Origin of the sequence: Caballeronia sp. EK (genome assembly GCF_014384845.1) — a bacterium.
Taxonomy (GTDB): Bacteria; Pseudomonadota; Gammaproteobacteria; order Burkholderiales; family Burkholderiaceae; genus Caballeronia; species Caballeronia jiangsuensis.
Map to the genome: position 1 here is coordinate 487,164 of NZ_JACSUE010000007.1, position 21,216 is coordinate 508,379.

The 21,216-nt window shown below is 64.2% G+C and carries 17 protein-coding genes; 3 read left to right on the forward strand and 14 right to left on the reverse strand.

Features of this window, described 5'->3' with window-relative positions; all coding sequences use genetic code 11:
* Positions 1-8: 8 nt before the first annotated feature.
* From tssH to tssK, 5 genes are all read right to left on the reverse strand, one after another.
* Positions 9-2,681, reverse strand: a complete 2,673-nt coding sequence (tssH, locus tag IAG25_RS23610) for a type VI secretion system ATPase TssH (RefSeq protein ID WP_187606993.1) — start codon at positions 2,679-2,681, stop codon at positions 9-11.
* 114 nt (positions 2,682-2,795) lie between these two features.
* On the reverse strand, positions 2,796-3,281 hold the full coding sequence (locus IAG25_RS23615; protein ID WP_035500229.1) for an Hcp family type VI secretion system effector: 486 nt from the start codon (positions 3,279-3,281) through the stop codon (positions 2,796-2,798).
* Between the two features lie 95 nt (positions 3,282-3,376).
* Complete coding sequence (locus IAG25_RS23620) at positions 3,377-5,050, reverse strand: OmpA family protein (RefSeq protein ID WP_187607139.1); 1,674 nt, start codon at positions 5,048-5,050, stop codon at positions 3,377-3,379.
* Positions 5,051-5,055: 5 nt separating this feature from the next.
* Entirely contained in the window at positions 5,056-5,784 is a 729-nt protein-coding gene (locus IAG25_RS23625; protein WP_187606994.1) for a DotU family type IV/VI secretion system protein, read from the reverse strand.
* Positions 5,781-7,133 (reverse strand): type VI secretion system baseplate subunit TssK, encoded by a 1,353-nt coding sequence (tssK, locus tag IAG25_RS23630; RefSeq protein ID WP_187606995.1) that lies wholly within the window; start codon positions 7,131-7,133, stop codon positions 5,781-5,783. Before tssK ends, IAG25_RS23625 begins: the two co-directional genes overlap by 4 nt.
* Positions 7,134-7,628: 495 nt before the next feature.
* On the opposite strand from tssK, the gene tssB reads away from it, so the two are divergent.
* The 3 genes from tssB (at position 7,629) to IAG25_RS23645 (ending at position 11,025) form a co-directional block, all read left to right on the forward strand.
* Positions 7,629-8,141, forward strand: coding sequence for a type VI secretion system contractile sheath small subunit (tssB, locus tag IAG25_RS23635; RefSeq protein WP_187606996.1), 513 nt, complete (start codon positions 7,629-7,631; stop codon positions 8,139-8,141).
* Positions 8,142-8,191: 50 nt separating this feature from the next.
* On the forward strand, positions 8,192-9,745 hold the full coding sequence (tssC, locus tag IAG25_RS23640) for a type VI secretion system contractile sheath large subunit (RefSeq protein WP_187606997.1): 1,554 nt from the start codon (positions 8,192-8,194) through the stop codon (positions 9,743-9,745).
* A gap of 161 nt (positions 9,746-9,906) precedes the next feature.
* Positions 9,907-11,025 carry a nucleoside hydrolase gene (locus tag IAG25_RS23645; RefSeq protein WP_187606998.1) on the forward strand — a complete coding sequence of 373 codons (1,119 nt, stop codon included), beginning with the start codon at positions 9,907-9,909 and terminating at the stop codon, positions 11,023-11,025.
* A gap of 49 nt (positions 11,026-11,074) precedes the next feature.
* Here the strand turns inward: IAG25_RS23645 and IAG25_RS23650 are convergent, their stop codons facing one another.
* Genes IAG25_RS23650 through IAG25_RS23690 form a run of 9 tightly spaced genes read right to left on the reverse strand, consistent with a single transcriptional unit; the run spans position 11,075 to position 21,214 of the window.
* Positions 11,075-12,493 (reverse strand): MFS transporter, encoded by a 1,419-nt coding sequence (locus IAG25_RS23650; protein WP_187606999.1) that lies wholly within the window; start codon positions 12,491-12,493, stop codon positions 11,075-11,077.
* Positions 12,494-12,521: 28 nt separating this feature from the next.
* Positions 12,522-13,739: an NAD(P)/FAD-dependent oxidoreductase gene (locus IAG25_RS23655; protein WP_187607000.1), complete on the reverse strand. Its 1,218-nt coding sequence runs from the start codon at positions 13,737-13,739 to the stop codon at positions 12,522-12,524.
* Complete coding sequence (locus IAG25_RS23660; RefSeq protein WP_035500218.1) at positions 13,732-14,697, reverse strand: VOC family protein; 966 nt, start codon at positions 14,695-14,697, stop codon at positions 13,732-13,734. Before IAG25_RS23660 ends, IAG25_RS23655 begins: the two co-directional genes overlap by 8 nt.
* 10 nt (positions 14,698-14,707) lie before the next feature.
* Complete coding sequence (locus IAG25_RS23665; protein WP_187607001.1) at positions 14,708-16,198, reverse strand: aldehyde dehydrogenase; 1,491 nt, start codon at positions 16,196-16,198, stop codon at positions 14,708-14,710.
* A gap of 15 nt (positions 16,199-16,213) precedes the next feature.
* Entirely contained in the window at positions 16,214-17,038 is an 825-nt protein-coding gene (locus IAG25_RS23670; protein WP_187607002.1) for an aspartate dehydrogenase, read from the reverse strand.
* The gene (locus IAG25_RS23675) at positions 17,031-18,698 is read right to left on the reverse strand and encodes a thiamine pyrophosphate-binding protein (protein WP_187607003.1); all 1,668 of its coding nucleotides are present in this window, start codon (positions 18,696-18,698) and stop codon (positions 17,031-17,033) included. The genes IAG25_RS23670 and IAG25_RS23675 overlap by 8 nt, the downstream gene beginning before the upstream one ends.
* Entirely contained in the window at positions 18,691-19,500 is an 810-nt protein-coding gene (locus tag IAG25_RS23680) for an SDR family oxidoreductase (protein WP_187607004.1), read from the reverse strand. The genes IAG25_RS23675 and IAG25_RS23680 overlap by 8 nt, the downstream gene beginning before the upstream one ends.
* Positions 19,497-20,357, reverse strand: a complete 861-nt coding sequence (locus IAG25_RS23685) for an IclR family transcriptional regulator (RefSeq protein WP_187607005.1) — start codon at positions 20,355-20,357, stop codon at positions 19,497-19,499. Before IAG25_RS23685 ends, IAG25_RS23680 begins: the two co-directional genes overlap by 4 nt.
* On the reverse strand, positions 20,354-21,214 hold the full coding sequence (locus IAG25_RS23690) for an alpha/beta fold hydrolase (protein WP_187607006.1): 861 nt from the start codon (positions 21,212-21,214) through the stop codon (positions 20,354-20,356). The genes IAG25_RS23685 and IAG25_RS23690 overlap by 4 nt, the downstream gene beginning before the upstream one ends.
* Positions 21,215-21,216 lie beyond the last annotated feature (2 nt).

A 21,216-nucleotide genomic window follows, 5' to 3' on the forward strand; every position in this document is an offset into this window, starting at 1 on the left:
CGCTCGCTTCAGAGGGCGGCTTGCTCGGGCTCGCCGCGATCGATGAATTCGATCGTCAGATTCGCTTCCCCGGATTGCGCAAGGTGTATCTCCGCAGGCGCGGCGCCGCTCGCCATGCGCGTGAGCAATTCGCGCGAGACCGTCGGCAGGATGCGCTGATCGAGGAACGCGTCGATGTTGCGTGCGCCTGAATCGCGCGACAGGCACAACTCGGCGAGCGATGCGATCAGCGAATCGTCGCAGACCAGCGCCACGTCGTGCTGACGCTTCAGGCGATCCGCGATCTTCGCGATCTTCAGCCGCACGATGCTGCCGAGCGCGTTCACGTCCAGCGGCCTGTAGACGAGCGTCTGGAAGCGCGCGAGCAGCGCGGGCTGGAAGTGCTTCACGAGCGGATCATGAATGGCGTCGAGCAGCGCGGCGTGCGCGATGTCGGGCGTGTCGGTGGTCGCATCGTGAATCTGTTCGCTGCCGAGGTTCGACGTCATCAGGATCACGCAGTTGCGGAAATCGATCTCGCGGCCTTCGCCATCGCGCATCGAGCCGCGGTCGAAAACCTGATAGAACATGTCGAGCACGTCGCGATGCGCCTTCTCGACTTCATCGAGCAAGACGACGCTATAAGGGCGCTGGCGCACGGCTTCGGTCAGAATCCCGCCGCGCCCGTAACCGACGTAACCCGGCGGCGAGCCCTTCAACTGCGATACCGTGTGCGCTTCCTGATACTCCGACATGTTGATCGTCGTGAGCGCGGCCTCGCCGCCGAAGAGCACATCGGCGAGCGCGAGCGCGGTCTCCGTCTTGCCGACACCCGACGTTCCCGTCAACAGGAACACGCCGAGCGGCGCATGCTCGCTCTTGAGTCCCGCCTTCGCGGTGCGCAGGCTTTGCGCGAGCATGCCGAGCGCGTCGTCTTGCGCGACCACGCGCTTTTGCAACTGGTCCTCCAGCGTAAGCAGATTCAGCAGTTCATCTTCGACGAGACTGCCGACCGGCACACCGGTCCATTCGGCGACCACGCGCGCGATGGCTTGTGCATCGACATCGGCGAAGATCAGCGGCGTCTTGCCTTGCGCTTCGTCGAGCGCGTGCTTCGCTGCGGCGAAGGCGTGCGCGTCGGGCTTCGCCGCGCCGTCGCCGCGTTGCTCCAGCAGCGCGCGAACCAGCGACAGCTCACGCTCATAACGCGCCTGAATCTCCGCGAGTTCCTGGTTCGCCTGCGCAATCGCGGCGTCGAGCGCGTCGCGGCGCGCGGCTGCATCGTCGATGCCCGCGCGCTCGTCCGCATCGATGGTCGCGCGTTCGAGTTCCAGCGCCGCCGCGGCCGCACGGGCACGCTGCAACTCGGCGGGCGGCGTATCGAGACCCATGCGCACGCGCGCGGCGGCCGTGTCGATCAGATCGACGGCCTTGTCCGGCAACTGGCGCGCGGGGATGTATCGGCGCGAGAGCCTGACCGCCGCGACGAGCGCTTCGTCGCGGATATGCACATGGTGATGCTTCGCGTAGCGCGTCGCGAGGCCGCGCAGCATGAGGCAGGCGGCATCGTCGTCCGGCTCCTCGACCTTGACCAACTGGAAGCGCCGCTCCAGCGCCGCATCGCGCTCGAAGTATTCCTTGTATTCCGTCCACGTCGTCGCGGCGATCGTGCGCAGTTCCCCGCGCGCGAGCGCCGGCTTCAACAGATTGGCCGCATCGGAACCGCCTGCCGAATTGCCCGCGCCGATCAGCGTGTGCGCCTCGTCGATGAAGAGCACGATCGGCGTCGCCGATGCCTTCACTTCGTCGATCACGTTTTTGAGGCGCTGCTCAAACTCGCCCTTCACGCCAGCGCCCGCCTGCAAGAGGCCGAGATCGAGCGTGAGGATGCGCACCTCGCGCAACAGCGACGGCACACTGCCTTCCGCGATGCGCAGCGCGAGCCCTTCGACGAGCGCCGTCTTGCCGACGCCCGGTTCGCCGACGAGGATCGGGTTGTTCTTGCGGCGGCGCACGAGGACGTCGATCATCTGCTGGATTTCGCGATCGCGGCCGAACACCGGATCGATTTCGCCACGACGCGCTTTCTCCGTCAGATCGATGGCGAAGCGTTCGAGCGCTTCGCCTTCGGTCGAGCGGGGTGGTTTCGGTTGAGCGGGTGCAGGTGTGTTCGTATCGGATGAGGGCGCGCTTGGTTCATCGGCTTCATCGTCTTCCTGTTGGGATGCGTTCTCGCACGAAGCGCGTCCGAGCCGCGGCACCAGACGTTCGATCTGCGCACCGGACAGCGAGAAAAGCGGCCATGCATCCTGCGTGCGCATCACGTGCGGCGCGGCGATGATCGCGCGCAGCAGATGCGCCGAGCGGATCGTGCCTTCCATATCCTCGCGCGACGCGAGATTCCACGCGTCCTGCAGCACGCTCGCGAGCTGAATGGAGAGCGACGGCATGCCCCGCAGATTGCGCGGCTGGCGGTCGATCGCGGCGAGCAACGCGTTCCAGATTGCATCGACGTCGATTTCATAGTGACGCAGGATCGCGGGGATATCCCCTTCGTCTGCTTCGATCAGCTTGAGCAGCCAATGCTCGACGGTAATTTCGTCGGAAAAGCGCGACTGGCACAGGCTCGCGGCCGCTTCGAGCGTACGGGCGCAGTGCGGGTTGAGCCGGCGAAGCAGATGAGTGGAGTCGCGCGTTGTCATATGAAGTTCGGTGACGAGGGGATGAAGGAGTGCGTGCGGGGCTGCGGGAATTCGGAAGAAAAAGCCAGCCCGCGATGCGGACTGGCTTCGACGACTCACGTCGTCATGAGACGCTTACGCGCGCTCGTTCCACGTGTCCTTGTGGATGATGTTGCCGTCCTTGTACGACCAGGTGATCTGTTCGTAGCGCAGTTCGATTTCTTCCAGATGGTTGTGCTTCTCGTAATCGGGATTCTTGATGTCGAGCATCTTCGGGCGCACGGCCACGACCTTGACGTTGTCGAGTTTGGTGTTGAAGTATTCCTTCTCCTTGCCCGCGTCGTCGATCTTGTACCACTTGATCTCGACGGACTTCAGCGTCTGGCCGCTCGTCACCGCCTTGTACAGGTACGGCGTCGATGCGTCGGTTTCCTTGGTCAGCGTGATCGGCGCGTGAACGCGCGTGCCGGTCAGCTTGCCGGTGTTGCCATCGGTCGGGATGTGCACGCCGTGATCGAACGCGACCATTTCGACGCTGCCTTCGCGGCCTTGCACCGTGACGGAACCCTTGATGTCGGCGCCGCCGTCATCCTTGAGCCACATGTATGCGGGAATTGCCATTTACTACTCCTCTTTGGTACTGCCAAGCAATGCCCAGGAAAACTCCTGAGCGACAAGATCCCGGAGAGGGAACCCCGGGGATTCGATTCGCGATGCTAGTTCGCGCTATTTGTTCTGTCCGGCACCAGCGTGATCTCGACGCGACGGTTCTTCGCGCGGCCCGCGGGCGTGCCGTTGGCGGCGATCGGGCGCGTGTCGCCGTAGCCTTGAACCGCGAACTGCGTGGCCGGAATGCCAGAGGCGTCGATCAGCCAGTCGCGCAATGCCGCCGCGCGCGCGTTCGACAGTTTCAGATTGCTGGCGGCGTCGCCGGCGTTGTCCGTGTGACCTGCGACGAGTATCCGTTTGCCGGGATGCGCCTTGATCATCTCGACGGCGTCGACGAGCGCGCGCGTCGAGCCGGGCTTCAACTGCGCCTTGCCGCTGTCGAAGAGCGACATGCTGTCGAGCGTTATTACGGCGGGCGGCGGAGGCGGCGGCTGATAGCTCGCGATTGCCGTATTCAACGCGGGCACCAGTTGCGCGCCGTGATACAGCCCGAACGACAGTTTGAGCGGCTCGCCGGTGCGGGCGTAGCGATCCAGTTCGTCGCGATCGGCGACGAGCGAGCGCCGCGCATCGCGCCGGGCCGCGTCGTGATCCGGCGTGATCGATGCGTAGCGGTCCAGATCCGCGTGAATACGGTTGAGCAGTGCCGCGTTGTTGCGGCCGGCGCCGAGAAACGCGGCGCCCGCAGCGAGTGCCGCGATGCCGATTGCGTGCGCGAAGGCGGCGACGCGCGGCGACATCGCGACGCGGCGCGGCATCGCTTCGATCAACGACTGCGGCAACGGCCACGGCGCGGGCGTCGCGTCGACTTTCGCGGGCGCAACGCGCGTCTGCGATTGCACGTCACGCTCCCACGGTCTGGATGCATCGCTCGCGGGCCCGCAATCGATCCAGCCCGCGCCATAAAGCGCCCAGGGCGCGGCCGGCTGGCGCGGATCGGTGAGCGTGCCGAATATCACGCGCTGCGTCCAGCCGACGATCGATGCAAGCGCGGCGGCATGAGCGGCCGCATAGCGATCGCCGGAGGCTTCGCTTTCCGCATTCCGGATGACGATCTCGAAACGCCTCGCGTCGATGATCGGCGCGGCGGCGGATACGCTGTGCCATTCGCGCGTTGAGTTCGCGTCGCGGGGCGCAAGGTTCGTCAGTCGCTGATAGACGGCGATGTAACCCGGCAGCCGCGCACTCACGAGACGCGACGCATCGGCGAGCGCCTGACGTGCGACGCGCAGACGTTGCGAGAGCGCGTCGGCGTCGAGGTGCAGCGCGGGCGCGATGCTCAGCACGACACCATCGGGCGGATGGCCGTCGCGCCATTGCCGCATCGCAAGCGCGACCTCGGGCAGATCCTGCGGACGATCCACGCGCAGCCAGATCGCACCATCGCCGATATATACGAGGCGCGGCTCATGTGCGCCGCGATCGAAGAGCGAGGCGAGCGCATCGCCCGTGACGAGCACGAGCGGCATGCGGGCGCGCAGATTCAGCGGGATGTCGACGGTCGCGGCGCCCAGCGCGTGCAGGATATGCGCGCTCCGCCGACGCGCGCGCGACAGTTGCCGGGTGCGCCAGACGATGAAAACCGTCGCTGCAACGACAATGGCGGCCGTGGAAAACCAGACCCATTCCTTGCCGAAAGGCTCGACAAACCACTGCACCGCGAGCGCGAGAAGCGCCGCAAACACGACAATGCTGCGCGCCGGATAACCCAACCTTTGCATATTGCTCACGGCTTGACGGCGTGGGGAATCAACGCGGCGAGTTGCGCATCGAGCGCGATGCGCCAGATCACCCACGTCACGAGCGCGACGACGCAGCCGAGTCCGGCGATAGCCCACGGCGAGATGCGCCGAAACCAGTCGCCGAAGCGCCGGCCCGGCTGATCGATCATGAGGGCGCGCTCGCCTTCGGGGCGGAGGCGCCCGATCAGCGCATTCAGTTCGGCGATGAGCGCCTGACGTTCATTTTCACCGTGAACTGCGTATCGGCCGAGAAATCCCAGGCCGAGAATCGCCGCGTAGCATTCGAGCAGATCGACTTGTGGCGAACGCTCGCGCATGCGGAATTCCAGCCGCTCGAAGACGCGCTCGCCGCCGTCGTGCTGCTTGAACTTCTCGACTTGCAAGGGCTGCGCGGACCATAGCGGCTTGTCCTCGTGCGAGAGGTGTTGCAGCGCCGTTTCGTCGAGCAGCGCGCATTGCGCCTTCACTGCATCGTCGCGAACGTCTTCCGGATAAGCGCGCCGTTCGAGCGCAGCGCTCAGATCCGCGACCATCGACGCGCAGCGCGTGCGCAACGCATTGAAATTCTCGACGGTGCCGCCCGTCGACAGGTTCGCGACGAAGAGGGCGGTGTCGCGCAGCAGATCGCGGATGCCGCTCACGGCGGCCGGCGCGACACCCGGCCCCGCATCGACGAGACCCGGATGGGCGGAAGACGTGGACAGCATGTTCATGAGCGCAGCACCGCGTAGAGTTCGAGCGAGACATCCGGCACGGATGTCGGCAGGTAGACCTGGCATGCGCGCGCGGCCAGCATGCGCGCGAGCGCGGGACTCGCGGCATCGAGTGCGAAGTACTGGTTGTCGAGACGCACGGGAATCGCCGCCGGCACGCGCTGAACGGCCTTCAGCGCAATGCCCGCGAGCGCGGAATTGACGATGTGATCGACCTCGTCGGGCGCGCCGATCTTGCACAGCCGCGGGATGCGCTCGATAAGCTCGAAGGCGGGCAGCGTCGAGTTGACCGACAGATACCAGTCGGCGGCGCCGTCGGCGATACGCGTGTCGAGAATCTTGCCGCTCCACGTCGTCGCGTTGTCGTGCGTGAGATTGATCGGCACGACGCGCGACGGGATGATCGCGTCGAGCAGATTGCGGATCATCGATTCGATCTCCGCGAACACTTCGTCTGCGCGCACGTGATCGTAGGACGGGATATCCGTGAGTTGCGCGCTCGTGGAGAAGGTCATCAACGCGCTGGCGAGCTCGGCCAGAACCGTATACAGCCGCTCGGGCGGCAGGTTCGGATTCGACGCGAGGAACCGCAGCTTCGGCCACGCCGCATGGATGCAGTGCAGGAGCCAGAACAGCTGCACGTCGGCCACGCCGTATTCGGCGACCTGTTCGATGCGCTCGCTGCGTCGCACGCCGAGCGCGAGGCTCTTGGCGAGCAGGATGTCGGCCATCCGGCTGATGCGCTCGACATGCAGCGCATGCGCGCCCAGCGACAGGCAAGGCGGCACGTAACGCCGGTCGAGCTGGAACTGCCCGCTCGTCGAACGCGTCAGGCGCGCGATGGCGCAGACGGTGTCGTCGGCATGCGGCTCGAAGTCGAGAAGCAGGCGCACGGCGTGACGCTCCGCGGCGATCTCGGTTTCGTCCGTTCCGTTCAGGTCGACCACCTTGACGAACTCGCGATACGCGCGGCGCGGACGCGTGAGCGGCGTATCGTCCATGCGGCAGTTGTTGCCGTTGGCGTCGGGCAGCGCGAGCGCGGCCAGCACGGTCACGCTTTGCCGTTCCGCGCTCACGCCTTGCGTGAGATCGCGCGCGGGTGGCAGCGCTTGCGCCAGCGACGTATCGATGGGCGTGCCGTCGGGAAACCGCAGCCTGAGCCGCGACAGCTTGAAGCGGCCGGCTGCGAGCGCGTCTTCGTCGACCTCGACGTCGAGCGTTCCCCACGGCTGCGCGAGCGCGGCCGACGTGAACTGCCGCAGGGCGAATTCCGTCCACCGCTCCTGTTGCTGGAAATGCTGCTGCGTGAGAATCAGTCCTTCGTGCCAGAGCGGCTTATCGATCCGCATAATATATTTGGTGATGCTATTCGTTTGTATTGGAATGGATTCTATAGGCCTGCATTTAATTCGTATACCTACTCATGAAAACGGATTGATTACCGATCAAAAAATAAAAATTTTGCTTGATAACAGCAACTTGCCGTCGGTCACGAGGCGTGTGGACTAATTTCAAGACGAATCGCGGTCCGCGAGAAGTGTCAAATAGTGTCGGATTTTGGAATGAGCCGCCGTCTTGGAACTCGAAGGAAGACCGTGAGAGAGATTTGAAAAACCTTTTTATATCAACGTCCGCGCGCGTTGTTCCGTCTCGATTTCCAAATATCAAGGCAAGCTAACGATACTTTTTTATTGAGGTGAAACCTGTTCTAATGAGACCCCAATGACGTTCGAAAGACAGATTCGTAGACTGGGTATGTCTTCCGCCCGGTCGGGCAGGCCCAAAGACTTTGGTCCGGCTTCTCTATATTGAGATGCATGTCATCTATTTATTAAGGATTATTGATGGATAGCTTTCAGAGAGAGATTCCCAAGAGCCGTGTTTCGATCACGCTCGATCTGCATACCGGCGGCGCGCAAAAGAAGGTCGAATTGCCGCTCAAGCTGCTCGTCGCGGGCGACTTCAGCGCGGGGCGCGAGCAGGCGCCGCTTTCCGAGCGCAAGAAGGTCAATATCGACAAGAACAATTTCGACGCGGTTCTGGCGGACTACGCGCCCGACCTGAAATTCGCCACCGAGAACACGCTCGCGAACGACGGCTCCGATATGCCGGTCAACCTCTCCTTCCGTTCGATGAAGGACTTCGAGCCGGAGCAAGTGGCCCGGCAGATTCCGGAACTGCAGGCGCTGCTCGCCGTGCGCAATCTGCTGCGCGATCTGAAGTCGAACCTGCTGGACAACGGTACGTTCCGTCGCGAGTTCGAAAAAATCCTGAAGAACAAGGAACTCTCCGACAAGCTGCGCGGCGAGCTTTCGCAGATCGCCACGGCGGCGACGCAGCCCGAAGGCAACGCCTGAGCCTTCAGCCTTCAGCCTTCAACCGACAAGCTTCCCAGACAGGACAATCTATGAGTAAGAAAGAAGTCCGCGCGAGCGCAGCAGGCGAAACCGTCGTGCTCGACGCCCCGCAAGAGTCGTATGGCGACAGCGTCTATGCATCGCTGTGCAACAAGATCAATCTGAGCCCGGTAGCGCAGGCGCGTCCGCTCGAGGCATTCCGCGACAACGACATGCTTTCCGAAGCATCGGCCGACGAGCGTCTCGCGCGCGGCATGGGCGCGTTCCTCGATCTCGTCGCGCAGACGAGCAAGCCCGTGGACCGCCTCGACAAATCGCTGCTCGATTTCTTCATCGGTCAGCTGGATCGCCAGATCAGCAGGCAGCTCGATTCGGTGATGCACAACCCCGAGTTCCAGGCGCTGGAAGGCCGCTGGCGCGGCCTGAAGATGCTCGTGTCGCGCACGGATTTCCGCAAGAACGCGCGCATCGAAGTGCTGGACGTATCGAAGGACGCGCTGGTCCGCGACTTCGACGACGCGCCCGAACTGATCCAGAGCGGCCTGTATCGCCTGACCTACATCGAGGAATACGACACGCCGGGCGGCCAGCCGATCAGCGCGCTCGTCAGCGACTTCGAATTCGCCAATTCGCCGCAGGACGTGGCCTTGCTGCGCAATATCTCGAAGGTCGCGGCGGCGGCGCACATGCCGTTCATCGGCGCGGTGGGCGCGGCCTTCTTCGGCAAGAAGTCGATGGAAGAAGTCGCGGCGATCCAGGACATCGGCAACTATTTCGACCGCGCCGAGTACATCAAATGGAAGAGCTTCCGCGACACGGACGATGCGCGCTACGTCGGCCTCGTGATGCCGCGCGTGCTCGGCCGCCTGCCGTACGGCAAGGACACCACGCCTGTTCGCGCCTTCAACTACGAAGAGCAGGTGAAGGGTCCGGACCACGATCGTTATCTGTGGGTGAATGCGTCGTTCGCGTTCGCGGCGAACATGACGCGCAGCTTCGTGAACAACGGCTGGTGCGTGCAGATTCGCGGTCCGCAGGCGGGCGGCAAGGTCGAGGATCTTCCGGTGCATCTGTACGACCTCGGCACCGGCGTGCAGCCGAAGATCCCGACAGAAGTGCTGATTCCCGAGACGCGTGAGTTCGAGTTCGCGAACCTCGGCTTCATCCCGCTCTCGTTCTACAAGAACCACGATTTCGCGTGCTTCTTCTCGGCGAACTCGACGCAAAAGCCTGCGCTCTACGAGACCAAGGAAGCGACCGCGAACAGCCGCATCAACGCGCGCCTGCCGTACATCTTCCTGCTCTCGCGCATCGCGCACTATCTCAAGCTGATTCAGCGCGAGAACATCGGCACGACTAAGGACCGGCGTCTGCTCGAACTCGAACTGAACAACTGGATCAAGAGCCTCGTCACCGAGATGAAGGATCCGGGCGATGAACTGCAGGCATCGCATCCGCTGCGTGAGGCGAAGGTGATGGTCGAGGACATCGAGGACAACCCGGGCTTCTTCCGCATCAAGCTCTTCATCGTGCCGCACTTCCAGGTGGAAGGCATGGATATTGGCTTGTCGCTGGTTTCGCAGATGCCGAAGGCGAAGAACTGACCATCGCGGTAGCGCCTTGCCTGGAACGCCGGGACGACTCATGCGTCGTTCCGGCGTTGTCGTTTTGCGAGCCGCCAAACGCGCTCTCCCGATCGATCGTAGAATGAATTGCGCCATGTCACGGCGCGCTTACTACACAAATCGCTTCGGGAGACGACATCATGCGAGGTTGCAGCGCAGCATTCCTGATCGTTTCTGTTGTCATCGTCGCCATGCTCGCCGGTTGCGGCGGTTCCGACGACGACAACCAGCCCGCGTTTTCCAAAGCGCCGAAGATCATCATCGATTCGGACTTCAACACGATGGGCGACGACGGCCAGCTCTTCGCGATGTCGACGCAGCTAATGGGCGAGGGCAAGGTCAATCTGCTGGGCCTGTGCGTCGTGACCGGCAACGACTGGCTGTTGCAGGAACAAGCCGAGGCGCTGAAGGCGGTCGAACGCATGGGCGTGCAGGACAAGGTCGGCGTCTATGCCGGCGCGAATTATCCGCTGCAATACGACGTCGCGAGCATTCGCGCGCAGCAGGCCGCGAATCCGAACGGCTACTTCGGCGCATGGATGCGTCCCGAGCCGACGAGCCAGTCGCAACTGACCGCGCCGCCCGACGGCTTCGCGACGACGGCGAAGCTGCAAAGCCAGAGCGCTGCCGACTTCATCGTCGAGACGATCAAGCGCTATCCGAACCAGGTGACGATCATCGAGGTCGGACCGCCGACCAATCTCGCCACCGCCGTGCAGAAAGCGCCGGAGATCGTTCCGCTCATCAAGGGCATCGTCTATATGGGCGGTGCGATGAATGTGCCGGGCAATGCGAACGCGGTCGGCGAGCTGAACTGGTGGTTCGATCCCGTCGCGGTGCGAACACTCTTGCAGACGACGATCCCGCAGAAAGTCATCCCGCTCGACGTGACCAACACCGTGCCGCTGACGGAATCGGTCTACAACCAGATCGTCAATCCGCCGACGGGACAGACGGCGGTGACGAAGGTCTACGCAATCGCGAACGCGGGCGCATTCTCTACGAACACGGATATCTACGACACGCTGACGATCGGCTATTTTCTCGACTCGACTTACGCGACACAGACGCAGAGCGCGTATCTCGACATCGAAACGACGCCCGGCGAGGATCAGGGGCACGTGAAGGTGTATCCGGATGCGCCGCAGGCCGGAGCATCGCCGCAAAAGATCACCTATGTGACGCGCTACGACAACGACCGATTCTTCAACTTCTACATCGATCTGCTGACGCGCCCCGTCCCCGTGAAATTCCAGTAACGCCAAAAGTTCAGGGCCGGCGGTGCAGCCCGCCGGCCCACCAAAAGCATCAAACTTCCAACTGCTCCAGCACCTTCCCCTTCGTCTCGATCCCCATGTAATGCACCGCGACGGCCGCGACCAGCGGCACCACAGCCAGCGCATAGAACGCGACATTCATATTCCCGCCCATCAACGTCTTGCCGACGAGCGCCGGCGCGAAAATCGCGGCGATCTTGAGCCATGCGCCGCCGAGGCCGCATCCGAACGCGCGGATGCTCGTCGGATAAAGCTCGGGCGTATAGACATAAGCGGTAATGAACCCGCACGCCATGAAGCCGAGCGCGAGCGCGCAGAACGTCGCGACCACATACACCGACTGCATGACGAACACGCCCGCACATACCAGCGACACCGCGCACAACACGAACGACCAGTTGATGACCGGCTTGCGCCCGACCTTGTCGACGATCAGCGCGCATGTCAGCGAGCCGATCACGCCGAGCACGGATGCCGCCACCGCCAGATTCAGCGCGAGTTGCAACGGTGCGTGATAGACGGTCTTGTAGATCGTCGGCAGCCACGTCGAGAGGACGTACTGAATCACGCCGCACGTCATCCACAGAAGCGCGACCGCGATCGTGCGCTTCAGATACGCCGGGCCGATCAGATCGAGACGGCGGCGCTTCGGATGACGGTTCGCCATCGCTTCGAACTCGGCGAGATTGCCGATCGGCGGCAGCGGCTGCTTCACGGTGGCTTCGAACGCGTTGAGCGCGTCGCCGGCTTCGCGCATGCGGCCGCGTTCGCCGAGCCAGCGCGGCGATTCCGGGACCAGCGTGCGCAGCAGGAAGAACAGCAGGAGCGGCACGCCGCCGATGAAGTACATCACTTCCCAGCCGAAGCGCGGCACGATCCACGCGCCGAGCGCGTTCGATGCGAGCAGGCCGATCGGAAACACGATCTCATACAGCAGCACGAAACGGCCGCGTCCATGCGCACGCGTGATCTCGTTGATGTACGTCGCCGCGACCGGCAACTCGCCGCCGAGCCCGAGGCCCTGCACGATCCGCAACGCGACGAACACCGCGAACGAAGGCGCGAAACCGCACGCGATGCTCGTCAGGCCGATGATGCCCGAGCTCCACGCGATGGAGCGCACGCGCCCGTAGCGTTCCGCGAGCGACGGGAACAGGAACGCGCCGATCAGTTGCCCGATCGAGCCCGACGCGATCAGAAAGCCGACCTGCCCCGGCGTAAGCCCCCATTTCTGGATGAGCAGCGGCAGCGTCGCCGCGATGACGATGACATCGAAGCCATCGAAGAACGTCGCCGCGCCGATCAGGATACGCGCGCGCACCTGCATCGCGTTGGCGGGCAGCCGCTCGATGCGCGCGATGATCGATCCCTTCGTGACCGCGTGAGCGGCAGTGGCCGCGTCGGCGACTGTCGTGGCGGTGCCGCCGTGTTGAACGGCCGTATTGCCCATGCTCCTCATGCCTGCTCCCGTCTGTGTGTTATGCGAGTGCTTTCGCGGTGTCCGCGAGCGCCGCGATATCGACCGCGCGCCCCTGACTCATCCATTTCTTCGCGACCTTGAGATCGCGCGTCGCGTTGATCGCGATGACGCCGCGCAATGCATCGCCCTCGAAGAAGAACAGCGACGCGCGACGCGCGTCCAGATCGCCGCGCACGACCGGCGCCGCGCCCGCCGGAATGTCGCCGAGAATCTGCAGGTTCACGTCGTATTGATCCGACCAGAACCACGGAATCTCGGCATACGGCGTGCGCACGCCGAGCACCGCTCGCGCCGTCGCGATCGCCTGGTTCTGCGCGTTCGCCCACGATTCGAGGCGCACGCGGCGCTTCAGCCACGCGTTCGGATGATTGGCGACATCGCCGCACGCGAACACATGCGCATCGTTGGTCGCGCCGAATTCATCGACGACGATGCCATCGTTCACGTCGATGCCCGCGCGTTCCGCGATCGCCGTATGCGGCGCGAGGCCGATGCCCGCAACCGCGAAATCGGCATCGACCGTCGTGCCGTCGGCGAGTTGCGCGCGCACGCCGTTGCCGAAGTCATCGAGCGACACGAGCGATGCATTCAGGCGCACATCCACGCCGTTATCGCGATGCAGTTTCAGCAGAAAATCGGACACGCTTTCGGGCACCGAACGTCCGCACAAACGCGGCGCGCCTTCGATCACCGTCACATCGACGCCGAGCTTCTTCGCTGTCGCCGCGACTTCGAGGCCGATCCATCCGCCGCCGATCACGAGTAGCCGCTTGCTATGACTCTCGCGCAGACGCTTGCCGATGAGCATCGCGTCGTCGAGCGTGCGCAGATAGGCGAGATGCGAGGTCTTCACAAGCGACTCCGGCAGACGCCGCGCCGCGCCGCCCGTCGCGATGACGAGGCGGTCGTAGTGCACTTCGCGTCCGCTCGCGGTGCGCACGATGCGCGCGTCCCGATCGATCGATGCCGCGCATTCCGGCTGCCACGCTTCGACGTTCAGCTCGGCGAACGCTTCGTGATCGACGATGCGCACGGTGTCGATATCCGCATCGCCCGCGAGCACGGCCTTCGACAGCGGCGGGCGCTCGTAGGGAAGATGAATCTCGTCGGCGATCATCACGAGGCGGCCATCGAAACCTTCCTTGCGCAGCGTCTTCACGATCCAGCCCGCCGCCTGTCCGCCACCGATCACCACGACCGTTTGAAGATCAGCCATTTTTGCGCTCCGTCATGAACTTGCCTTCCGGCGCCTTCGCATCTTTCTGGCGGCGCGTGTTGCCGTCGAGACCACCATCGACGGCCCATTCCGCGAACACGGTCGGGCCGGGCTCGAAATCGCGCGGCTGCCATTCGGGCGTGAGCACGTCTTCATCGGCGTAATACTCGATGAGTCCGCCCGCCGGATTCTTGAAGTACCAGAAGTACGCCGACGAAACCGGATGACGTCCCGGCCCGAGCTGGGTCGTCCAGCCGCAGCGGCTGATGTGCAGGCCGCCGCCGAATACTTCGTGGATATCGCGCACGGTGAACGCGACGTGATTCAGGCCGCGCTTGCCGTCGGGCAATTGCAAAAGGAACAGATCGTGATGGCCGCCGTGCGGCGCGCAGCGCATGAACGCGCCGCGGCCCGGATATCGATCCGACGTCTCGAAGCCGAGCAGCTCGTGATAGAACTTCTCCTGCTCCGCGACGCAGTTCGTGAAGAACACGACGTGTCCCACTTCCACCGGCTCCGCGCGCTCGTACACGGGACTCGGCGTATCGACGCGCAGGGTTTGTCCCCACACGTTCGAGGGCGAGCCTTTCACGTCGATGTCGCGCTTCTTCGTGACTTCGACGCGTATCGCCATGCCGTTCGGATCGATGCAGCCCACCGCGTCATCCGTTTCGACGTGGCCGGGCTGGCCCGCGAAGCGTCCGCGCAGTGCATCGAGTTCTTCGCGCGTCGCGACGGCCCACGTGACTTCGCGCAGTGTCGGACCGCCTTCGAAGGCGGGCGGAAGCGCGGGGTCGTCGGACAGCGCGAGCAGCACTTCGCAGCCGTTCAGGGTTTCGAAACGCGCGCGCGTTTCGTCGTGCGCGACTTCCTTCAGGCCCCAGTCGGCGAAAAAGCGCCGGCAGGTGTCGAGGTCCGTCACGCCGTACGTGATTCGTTCAATGCCGAGAATCGTCATGGCAACTCCTTCAGTTCGCCCACGGCAGCGGGGCATCGTTCAAGCCCCAGTACAGGCTCTTCTGCTGCATGTATTCGCGCAGGCCCAGACGGCCTTTCTCGCGTCCCATGCCGCTGTCTTTCCAGCCGCCGAAAGGCGTCGAAATCGAAAACTGCTTGTAGGTGTTGATCCAGACCGTGCCGGTGTTCAATGCACGCGACATCTTCCATGCGCGCTTGTAGTCCCGCGTCCAGATGCCTGCCGCGAGGCCGAACACGCTGTCGTTCGCCTGTTCGAGCAGCGCGGCTTCGTCGTCGAAGGGCAGGGCGGCGAGCACCGGTCCGAAGATCTCTTCCTGACACATGCGCGCGTCGTTGCTAAGACCTTCGATGATCGTCGGCAGATAGAAGAAGCCTTTCTCACGGCCATCGCCCGTGGGACGCTCGCCACCGCACAGGAGCGCGCCGCCTTCTTCGAGACCGAGCGCGACGAAGCGCTCGATGCTTTCGCGATGCTGCCCCGTGATGAGCGGGCCCATCTGCGTGTTCTCGCGCGTCGGGTCGCCGACGCGCAGCTTCCTCGCGCCATCGGCGAGCCGCGCCATGAATTCGCCGTACACCTTGCGCTCGACAAAGAGCCGCGAACCCGCGATGCACGATTCACCCGACGAACTGAAGATGCCGTAGAGCACGCCGTTCACCGCGTGATCGAGATCGGCATCGGCGTACACGATGGTCGGCGACTTGCCGCCGAGTTCGAGCGACACCGGCATCAGCTTCTCGGCGGCGAGCCGCGCGATGCCGCGACCGACTTCCGTGCCGCCCGTGAACGCGACTTTCTTCACGAGCGGATGCCGCACGAGCGCATCGCCGATCACGGAACCTTTGCCCGGCAACACGCTGACGACGCCCTTCGGCACACCCGCTTCCTCGCAGATGCGCGCAAGTGCGAGCGATGCGAGCGGCGTCACTTCGGCGGGCTTCAGCACGACGGCGTTGCCGGCGGCGAGCGCGGGCGCGAGCTTCTGCGCGTCGGAAGCAATCGGCGAATTCCACGGCGTGATCGCCGCGACGACGCCGAGCGGCTCGTGCACGCTCATCGTCAGATAGTCGCCACGCGAAGGCGTGAGTTCTTCTTCGAGCGTTTCGAGGCACGACGCGAAGTAGCGGAACGTGCTCGCCGCACTCGTGACGAGCGCGCGCGTTTCGCTGATCGGCTTGCCGTTGTCGCGGCGCTGCAATTGCGCGAGCGCTTCGTGACGCGCTTCGATCAGACCTGCGATGCGATGCAGAACGGCGGCCCGCTGATGCGGCTTCAATCCGGCCCAGTCGGCCTTTCTAAAAGCACGATCCGCGATCTCGACGGCTTCCCGCGCATCGTCGGCGTTCGCCGTGCTGATTTCCGCGTTGACGCTCTGATCGGCGGGATAGATGCTCGCGTACTGATTGCCACGCCCCTGGCGCCATTCGCCGCCGATAAAGATATCGCCGGACGTCACGAGCGAAGTGTCGGGATGATTCATCGTTCTAAAGCTCCTTCAGATGACGCAGCGCGCGGCGCGATTGCGCAACGCACGGATCGCGCTGAACGCGGTGAGCGCGGATGTCTTGGGATTCGACGGCAGCGGCTTGCCGCACATTTCGAGCGACATCTCGCCGAACGCGCCGCGTGCGACGATGCGATGCACGTTGCGCTCGACAGCCGGATCGGCAATCAGCCGCACGCGCGTGCCGTCGAGCCCGAGCCCGGCGAGCGCGATGGTCGCCGCGACGTTCGCGTTCTTCGGATAGAGCCGCGCGGCATCGCGTGCGGTCCCTTCGAAAATGACCTTCTCGGCCGTCAGCGACCTCAGATCGCACACGCTTTCGGCGGGCGTGCCGAGCCAGCCGAGCGGCGGCTTGCGGCCCGTGTATTGCACGTCGTCGAGGCCGCCTTCCTTCGCTGCCGCGAGCGCATCGACGCCGCCGATCGCGCCCGACAACAGCGTGATAGTCGCCGCGCCTTCGTCGGCGGCGCGGGAGAGCGCATCGAGCAGGCCGGCTTCGGACAGCGCGCCGATCGATGCGACCGCGCAGTCCGTGCCCGACTTCAAGAGCGGCACGACGTGATCGACGAGCGCCGCGTGTCCCGCGCATTCGAGCGCGAACTCGGGATGGCTCGCGAGCGCATCGACGTGCGACACGACATCGACGTGATCGCCGAGCACCGAGCGCACGTGATCGCGATCGCGCTCCGGCACGATGACATGCGAGATGCGCACGAGCGGATCGTTATCGAGCGCCTGAAACACCGCCCTGCCGATCGCGCCGAAGCCGATCATCGCGATATCGATCGCGTGCTGTGCGTGACGAGGATCACGCATATTCCGGCTCCTTCGGCTCTTCCTTCTTCACCGGCGGGCCTGCGAACGCGGTCGCGAACGAGCCGACCGACAGCATGTCCACTTCGACGAGCACCGGACCGTCGATGGCGAGTCCTTCGCGCACGATGTCATCGGCCTGATCGAGCGACGTGATGCGGCGATGCGCGAGGCCGAGGCTCGCACAGAACTGCGCGAAATCCGGCTGATGCAGATCGACGAACATGCGGCGTCCGCCGTACTGCGCGTCCTGAATGTTGCGGATGACGCCATAGCATTGATCGTTCATCAGCACGATCATCACGTTCGCCTTTTCCTGCACGGCCGTGGCGAGTTCGCCGACATTGACCATCAGACCGCCATCGCCGACGAGCGCGACGGTCTTCTTCGCCGCGCCCGAAAGCGCCGCGCCGATCGCCATCTGCATGCCCTGGCCGATGCCGCCGCCGAGCGCATGCACGCCCGCGCGCGGATTGAAAATCTTCAGCAGGCGATTGCCCCACGTGCTGTTCGAGATCGTCACGTCGCGGACCCAGTTGTAATCGCGGCCGACCGCGCGTTGCAGCGAATCGACGAGGCGCTTGTACGGTCCCAGTCCCTTCGATACCTCCGCGACCGCCGTTTCGCGCGCGGCGGCGAGATCGCTCGCGAATGCCGGATCGATACGGATGCGGCCTTCGAGCAGCGTCGCGAGTTCGTCGAGCACGCGCGATGCGTCGCCATGCACGAACAGCTCGTTGCGATAGCCACGGCTGTCGGCGAGCGCATCGGCGTCGATGCGATAGAGCGGTTGCGGCAGCGCGAGCTTGTACTTCAGCGTTTCGTTTCCGCGCAGACGCGAGCCGACGACGACGAGCGCATCGCACGTCTTGTAGAACGCTTCGACGGACGGATGCACATTGAACGCGCCGAGCGTCGCCGGATGATCTTCCGGCAGCACGCCGCGTCCCTGCACGCTCGTCACCACGCCGAAGCCGAGCTTCACCAGCCGCTCGACCGCGCTCTTCGCATGACGCGTGCCGCCGCCGAGCCACAGCAGCGGGCGCTTGGCGTTCGTGAGCGCATCGGCGAGTTGCTTCACGCGCAGGCTGTCATGCGTGAGCGCACCGACATGCGGCGCGGCCAGATCGGCGGGCCATTCGATTTCGGCAGCCTGAATGTCGATCGGAATCTCGACGCTTACCGGACCCGCAGGCGCGGTCAGCGCGACGCGCACGGCTTCGCGGATCGTCGGCAATGCGGTTTCGACCGTGCGCACGCGGAACGCGGCCTTCGAGATCGATTGCAGCATCGACAACTGATCGGGCGCTTCGTGGATATACGCGAGGTCCTGATCGAGATATTCGGTTTCGATCTGCCCCGTGACATGCAGGAGCGCCGTGCCCGCGGTCAGGGCTTCGACCATCGCGCCCGCCGCATTGCCGGCGGCGGTGCCCGTCGACGTGAACGCGACGCCCAGTTCGCCCGAGACGCGCGCGAGGCCATCGGCCATGTTCAGCGCGCCCGCTTCGCCGCGTGCGCCGACATAGCGGATATTGCCGCGACGGCCGATCGCATCGAGGATCGGCATGTTGTGAATCGAGATCACGCCGAACGCCGTGCGCACACCGCATTGTTCGAGGAACGCGGCGATCAGTTCGCCGACCGTGGTTTTCTTAGACATGACGAGCAAAGCCTCCGGAAACATCGATATGGCTGCCGGTCGTGTACGACGACAGCGTTGTTGCGAGATAAAAGAGCGCCTGCGCCGCTTCTTCGGGATGCCCGAAGCGGCCGAGCGGAATGTTCTTCTTGCGCGCGAGTTCGCCGGTCCATTCCTGCCAGCTTTGACGCGGCTCTTGCGCCTGTTGGAAATAGTCCTGATAACGCCGCTTCCACTGCCCCGATTCGACGATGCCGATCAGAATCGAATTCACGCGGATGCGTTGCGGCGCGAGTTCCGTCGCGAGCGATTTCACGAGGCTCAGCACGCCTGCTCGCGCCGACGAAGTCGCGACCATGTGCGGCTCGGGCTGCAACGCGAGCAGCGAATTCACGCAGACGATCGCGGGCGAGGGCGCGTCTTTCAGCAGCGGCAGAAAGGCGCGCGTCGGGCGGATGATGCTGAAGTACTTCAGCTCCAGTTCGTCGCGCCAGGCGTCGTCGGTCGTATCGGCGAAGGTGGACACGCGGCCTTGTCCCGCGTTGTTCACCAGCATGTCGACGCGGCCGAAGCGTTCCTCGATGCGTGACGCGAAGGCGTTCACCTGGTTCTCATCGAGCACATCGCAACGTGACGCGAGCAATTGCGCTTGCGGAAATTCTTTTGCCAGCGCGGCTTGTGCGGCTTTGAGCCGTTCGCCGTCGCGTCCGCAAATGGCCACCGATGCGCCCGCCTGCAAGAACAGGCGCGCCGTTGCGTAGCCGATGCCCGACGAACCGCCGGTCACGACCGCAACCTGCCCTGAAAGATCGATCTGAATCATTGCAACCCCAGAGACTTCATGTATCGGCTCGACGCTGAAGCGCGCGCGGCCGGACGATAGTTGAGACGCATCGAGAGCGCATCGGCGGCTTCGCGAACCTTGTCGATGAGGCCGCTGCCGAGCAATGCGGCATCGATTTCCGGACGCGGGATCGTCGTCGTGATGACGGCGACGATGCGCCCCGTGTCGTTGCGAACCGGCGCGGTGACGACCGAAATGCCGCGCTCGAACGACGACTGACTCGTCGCGTAGCCGCGTTCGGCGTCTACTTTCACGCGCTCGAACAGTTCTTCCACGGTCTCGGGCGTCGACTTCGTGAAGCGCTCCAGATGCTGTTCCGGATACAACGCGCGCAATTCGTCGAGCGAGAGATCGCCCATCAGAACGTGACCGTGCGTCGTCGCATGCGCGGGCAGGCGCGTGCCGACATTCACCTTCACCGAGCTGAAGATCGGCGCATGACTCTGCGCTTTCGCGACGAACACGACATCGCGGCCATCGCGAATCAGGATGTGACTCGTGAGGCCGGTCGCATCGCGCAACGCCTCGATGATCGGCAGGCCGAGATCGGTCAGTTCGAGCGAGCTCAGGTATTCGAAGCCGAGACGCAGGACGGCCACGCCCAGGCGATAGTTGCGGTCCTTGTCGGCGCGCTCCAGAAAGCCGAGCGATTCGAGCGTTTGCAGCAGCCGGAAAACCGTCGTGCGCGGAATGCCGAGGCGTCGCGACAGTTCCGGCGCGCCGAGCACGGGTTCGCGCGGCGAGAACTCGGTGAGGATCTTCAGTCCGCGTTCGAGGCCCGGCACGATGTAAGTCGGTTCGCCCTTGTCGGCGTCTTCGGTGGCGATGGATGTCATTGCGGTACTCCGTCTTTCATGTGACATTCGATGCCCTGGCAAAACGAATCGATCAGCGCCGTATAGGCGGCGGGTGATTCGACATAACCCGCGTGTCCGGCACGCGGCATGACTTGCAGGCTGACGTGCGCGGCCTGCGCGATGGGCGCGCACGCGGCGGGCGGCGTGATCGCGTCGTCCGCGCCGACCGCCACCGCGATGCGCCCATGAAAGCGCGCGATATCCGCCGCGAGGTCCGCGTTCGCGAGCAGATGCGTCGCTTGTGCGTAGCCTTCGGGGACGATGCGCGCCATGTTCCAGCGGACCCATTCGCGCGCGGTGTCATCGGCGTATTGCGAGACCATGTTCGCGCTGCGCTCGCGTGCGAGTCCTTGCGGACCGAGTTCGTTCAGCATCTTCAAACGCGCATCGCGTTTCGATTCGCGCAGTTGTTTCGATGCGGCGCCGTAACCCGCGGCGGGCGATATCAGCAGCAAGCCCGCGACGCGCTCCGGCGCACTTGCGGCAAACGAACCCGCGACGATCGCGCCGAGCGAATGACCGACGAGCACGCAACGCGTGATGTCCAGCGCATCGAGCCACGCGTGCAGCGCATTCGCATAGTCGGAAGCAACCGGCGATTCATTCGCCACGCGAGTGGACACGCCATAACCCGGCGCATCCCACGCGAGCACGCGACGCTTCGCGCCGAGCACGTCGAGTTGCCGAACCCACGACGCCGCGCCCGACCCGATCCCGTGCAGCAACACGACGGGCAGCGTGTGCAGATGCGACGCACCTGCCTCGCGATAAGCCGTGATGCCGTGCGCGGTATCGATGTGCATGTCCGGAAAGCGCGCGAGCGTCTCGTTGTTCATCG

Bases quoted from the DNA above. Each gene is read 5' to 3' on its own strand.
- tssH (WP_187606993.1), bottom strand. From the start codon at position 2,681: ATGACAACGCGCGACTCCACTCATCTGCTTCGCCGGCTCAACCCGCAC.
- IAG25_RS23615 (WP_035500229.1), bottom strand. From the start codon at position 3,281: ATGGCAATTCCCGCATACATGTGGCTCAAGGATGACGGCGGCGCCGAC.
- IAG25_RS23620 (WP_187607139.1), bottom strand. From the start codon at position 5,050: ATGCAAAGGTTGGGTTATCCGGCGCGCAGCATTGTCGTGTTTGCGGCG.
- IAG25_RS23625 (WP_187606994.1), bottom strand. From the start codon at position 5,784: ATGAACATGCTGTCCACGTCTTCCGCCCATCCGGGTCTCGTCGATGCG.
- tssK (WP_187606995.1), bottom strand. From the start codon at position 7,133: ATGCGGATCGATAAGCCGCTCTGGCACGAAGGACTGATTCTCACGCAG.
- tssB (WP_187606996.1), top strand. From the start codon at position 7,629: ATGGATAGCTTTCAGAGAGAGATTCCCAAGAGCCGTGTTTCGATCACG.
- tssC (WP_187606997.1), top strand. From the start codon at position 8,192: ATGAGTAAGAAAGAAGTCCGCGCGAGCGCAGCAGGCGAAACCGTCGTG.
- IAG25_RS23645 (WP_187606998.1), top strand. From the start codon at position 9,907: ATGCGAGGTTGCAGCGCAGCATTCCTGATCGTTTCTGTTGTCATCGTC.
- IAG25_RS23650 (WP_187606999.1), bottom strand. From the start codon at position 12,493: ATGGGCAATACGGCCGTTCAACACGGCGGCACCGCCACGACAGTCGCC.
- IAG25_RS23655 (WP_187607000.1), bottom strand. From the start codon at position 13,739: ATGGCTGATCTTCAAACGGTCGTGGTGATCGGTGGCGGACAGGCGGCG.
- IAG25_RS23660 (WP_035500218.1), bottom strand. From the start codon at position 14,697: ATGACGATTCTCGGCATTGAACGAATCACGTACGGCGTGACGGACCTC.
- IAG25_RS23665 (WP_187607001.1), bottom strand. From the start codon at position 16,198: ATGAATCATCCCGACACTTCGCTCGTGACGTCCGGCGATATCTTTATC.
- IAG25_RS23670 (WP_187607002.1), bottom strand. From the start codon at position 17,038: ATGCGTGATCCTCGTCACGCACAGCACGCGATCGATATCGCGATGATC.
- IAG25_RS23675 (WP_187607003.1), bottom strand. From the start codon at position 18,698: ATGTCTAAGAAAACCACGGTCGGCGAACTGATCGCCGCGTTCCTCGAA.
- IAG25_RS23680 (WP_187607004.1), bottom strand. From the start codon at position 19,500: ATGATTCAGATCGATCTTTCAGGGCAGGTTGCGGTCGTGACCGGCGGT.
- IAG25_RS23685 (WP_187607005.1), bottom strand. From the start codon at position 20,357: ATGACATCCATCGCCACCGAAGACGCCGACAAGGGCGAACCGACTTAC.
- IAG25_RS23690 (WP_187607006.1), bottom strand. From the start codon at position 21,214: ATGAACAACGAGACGCTCGCGCGCTTTCCGGACATGCACATCGATACC.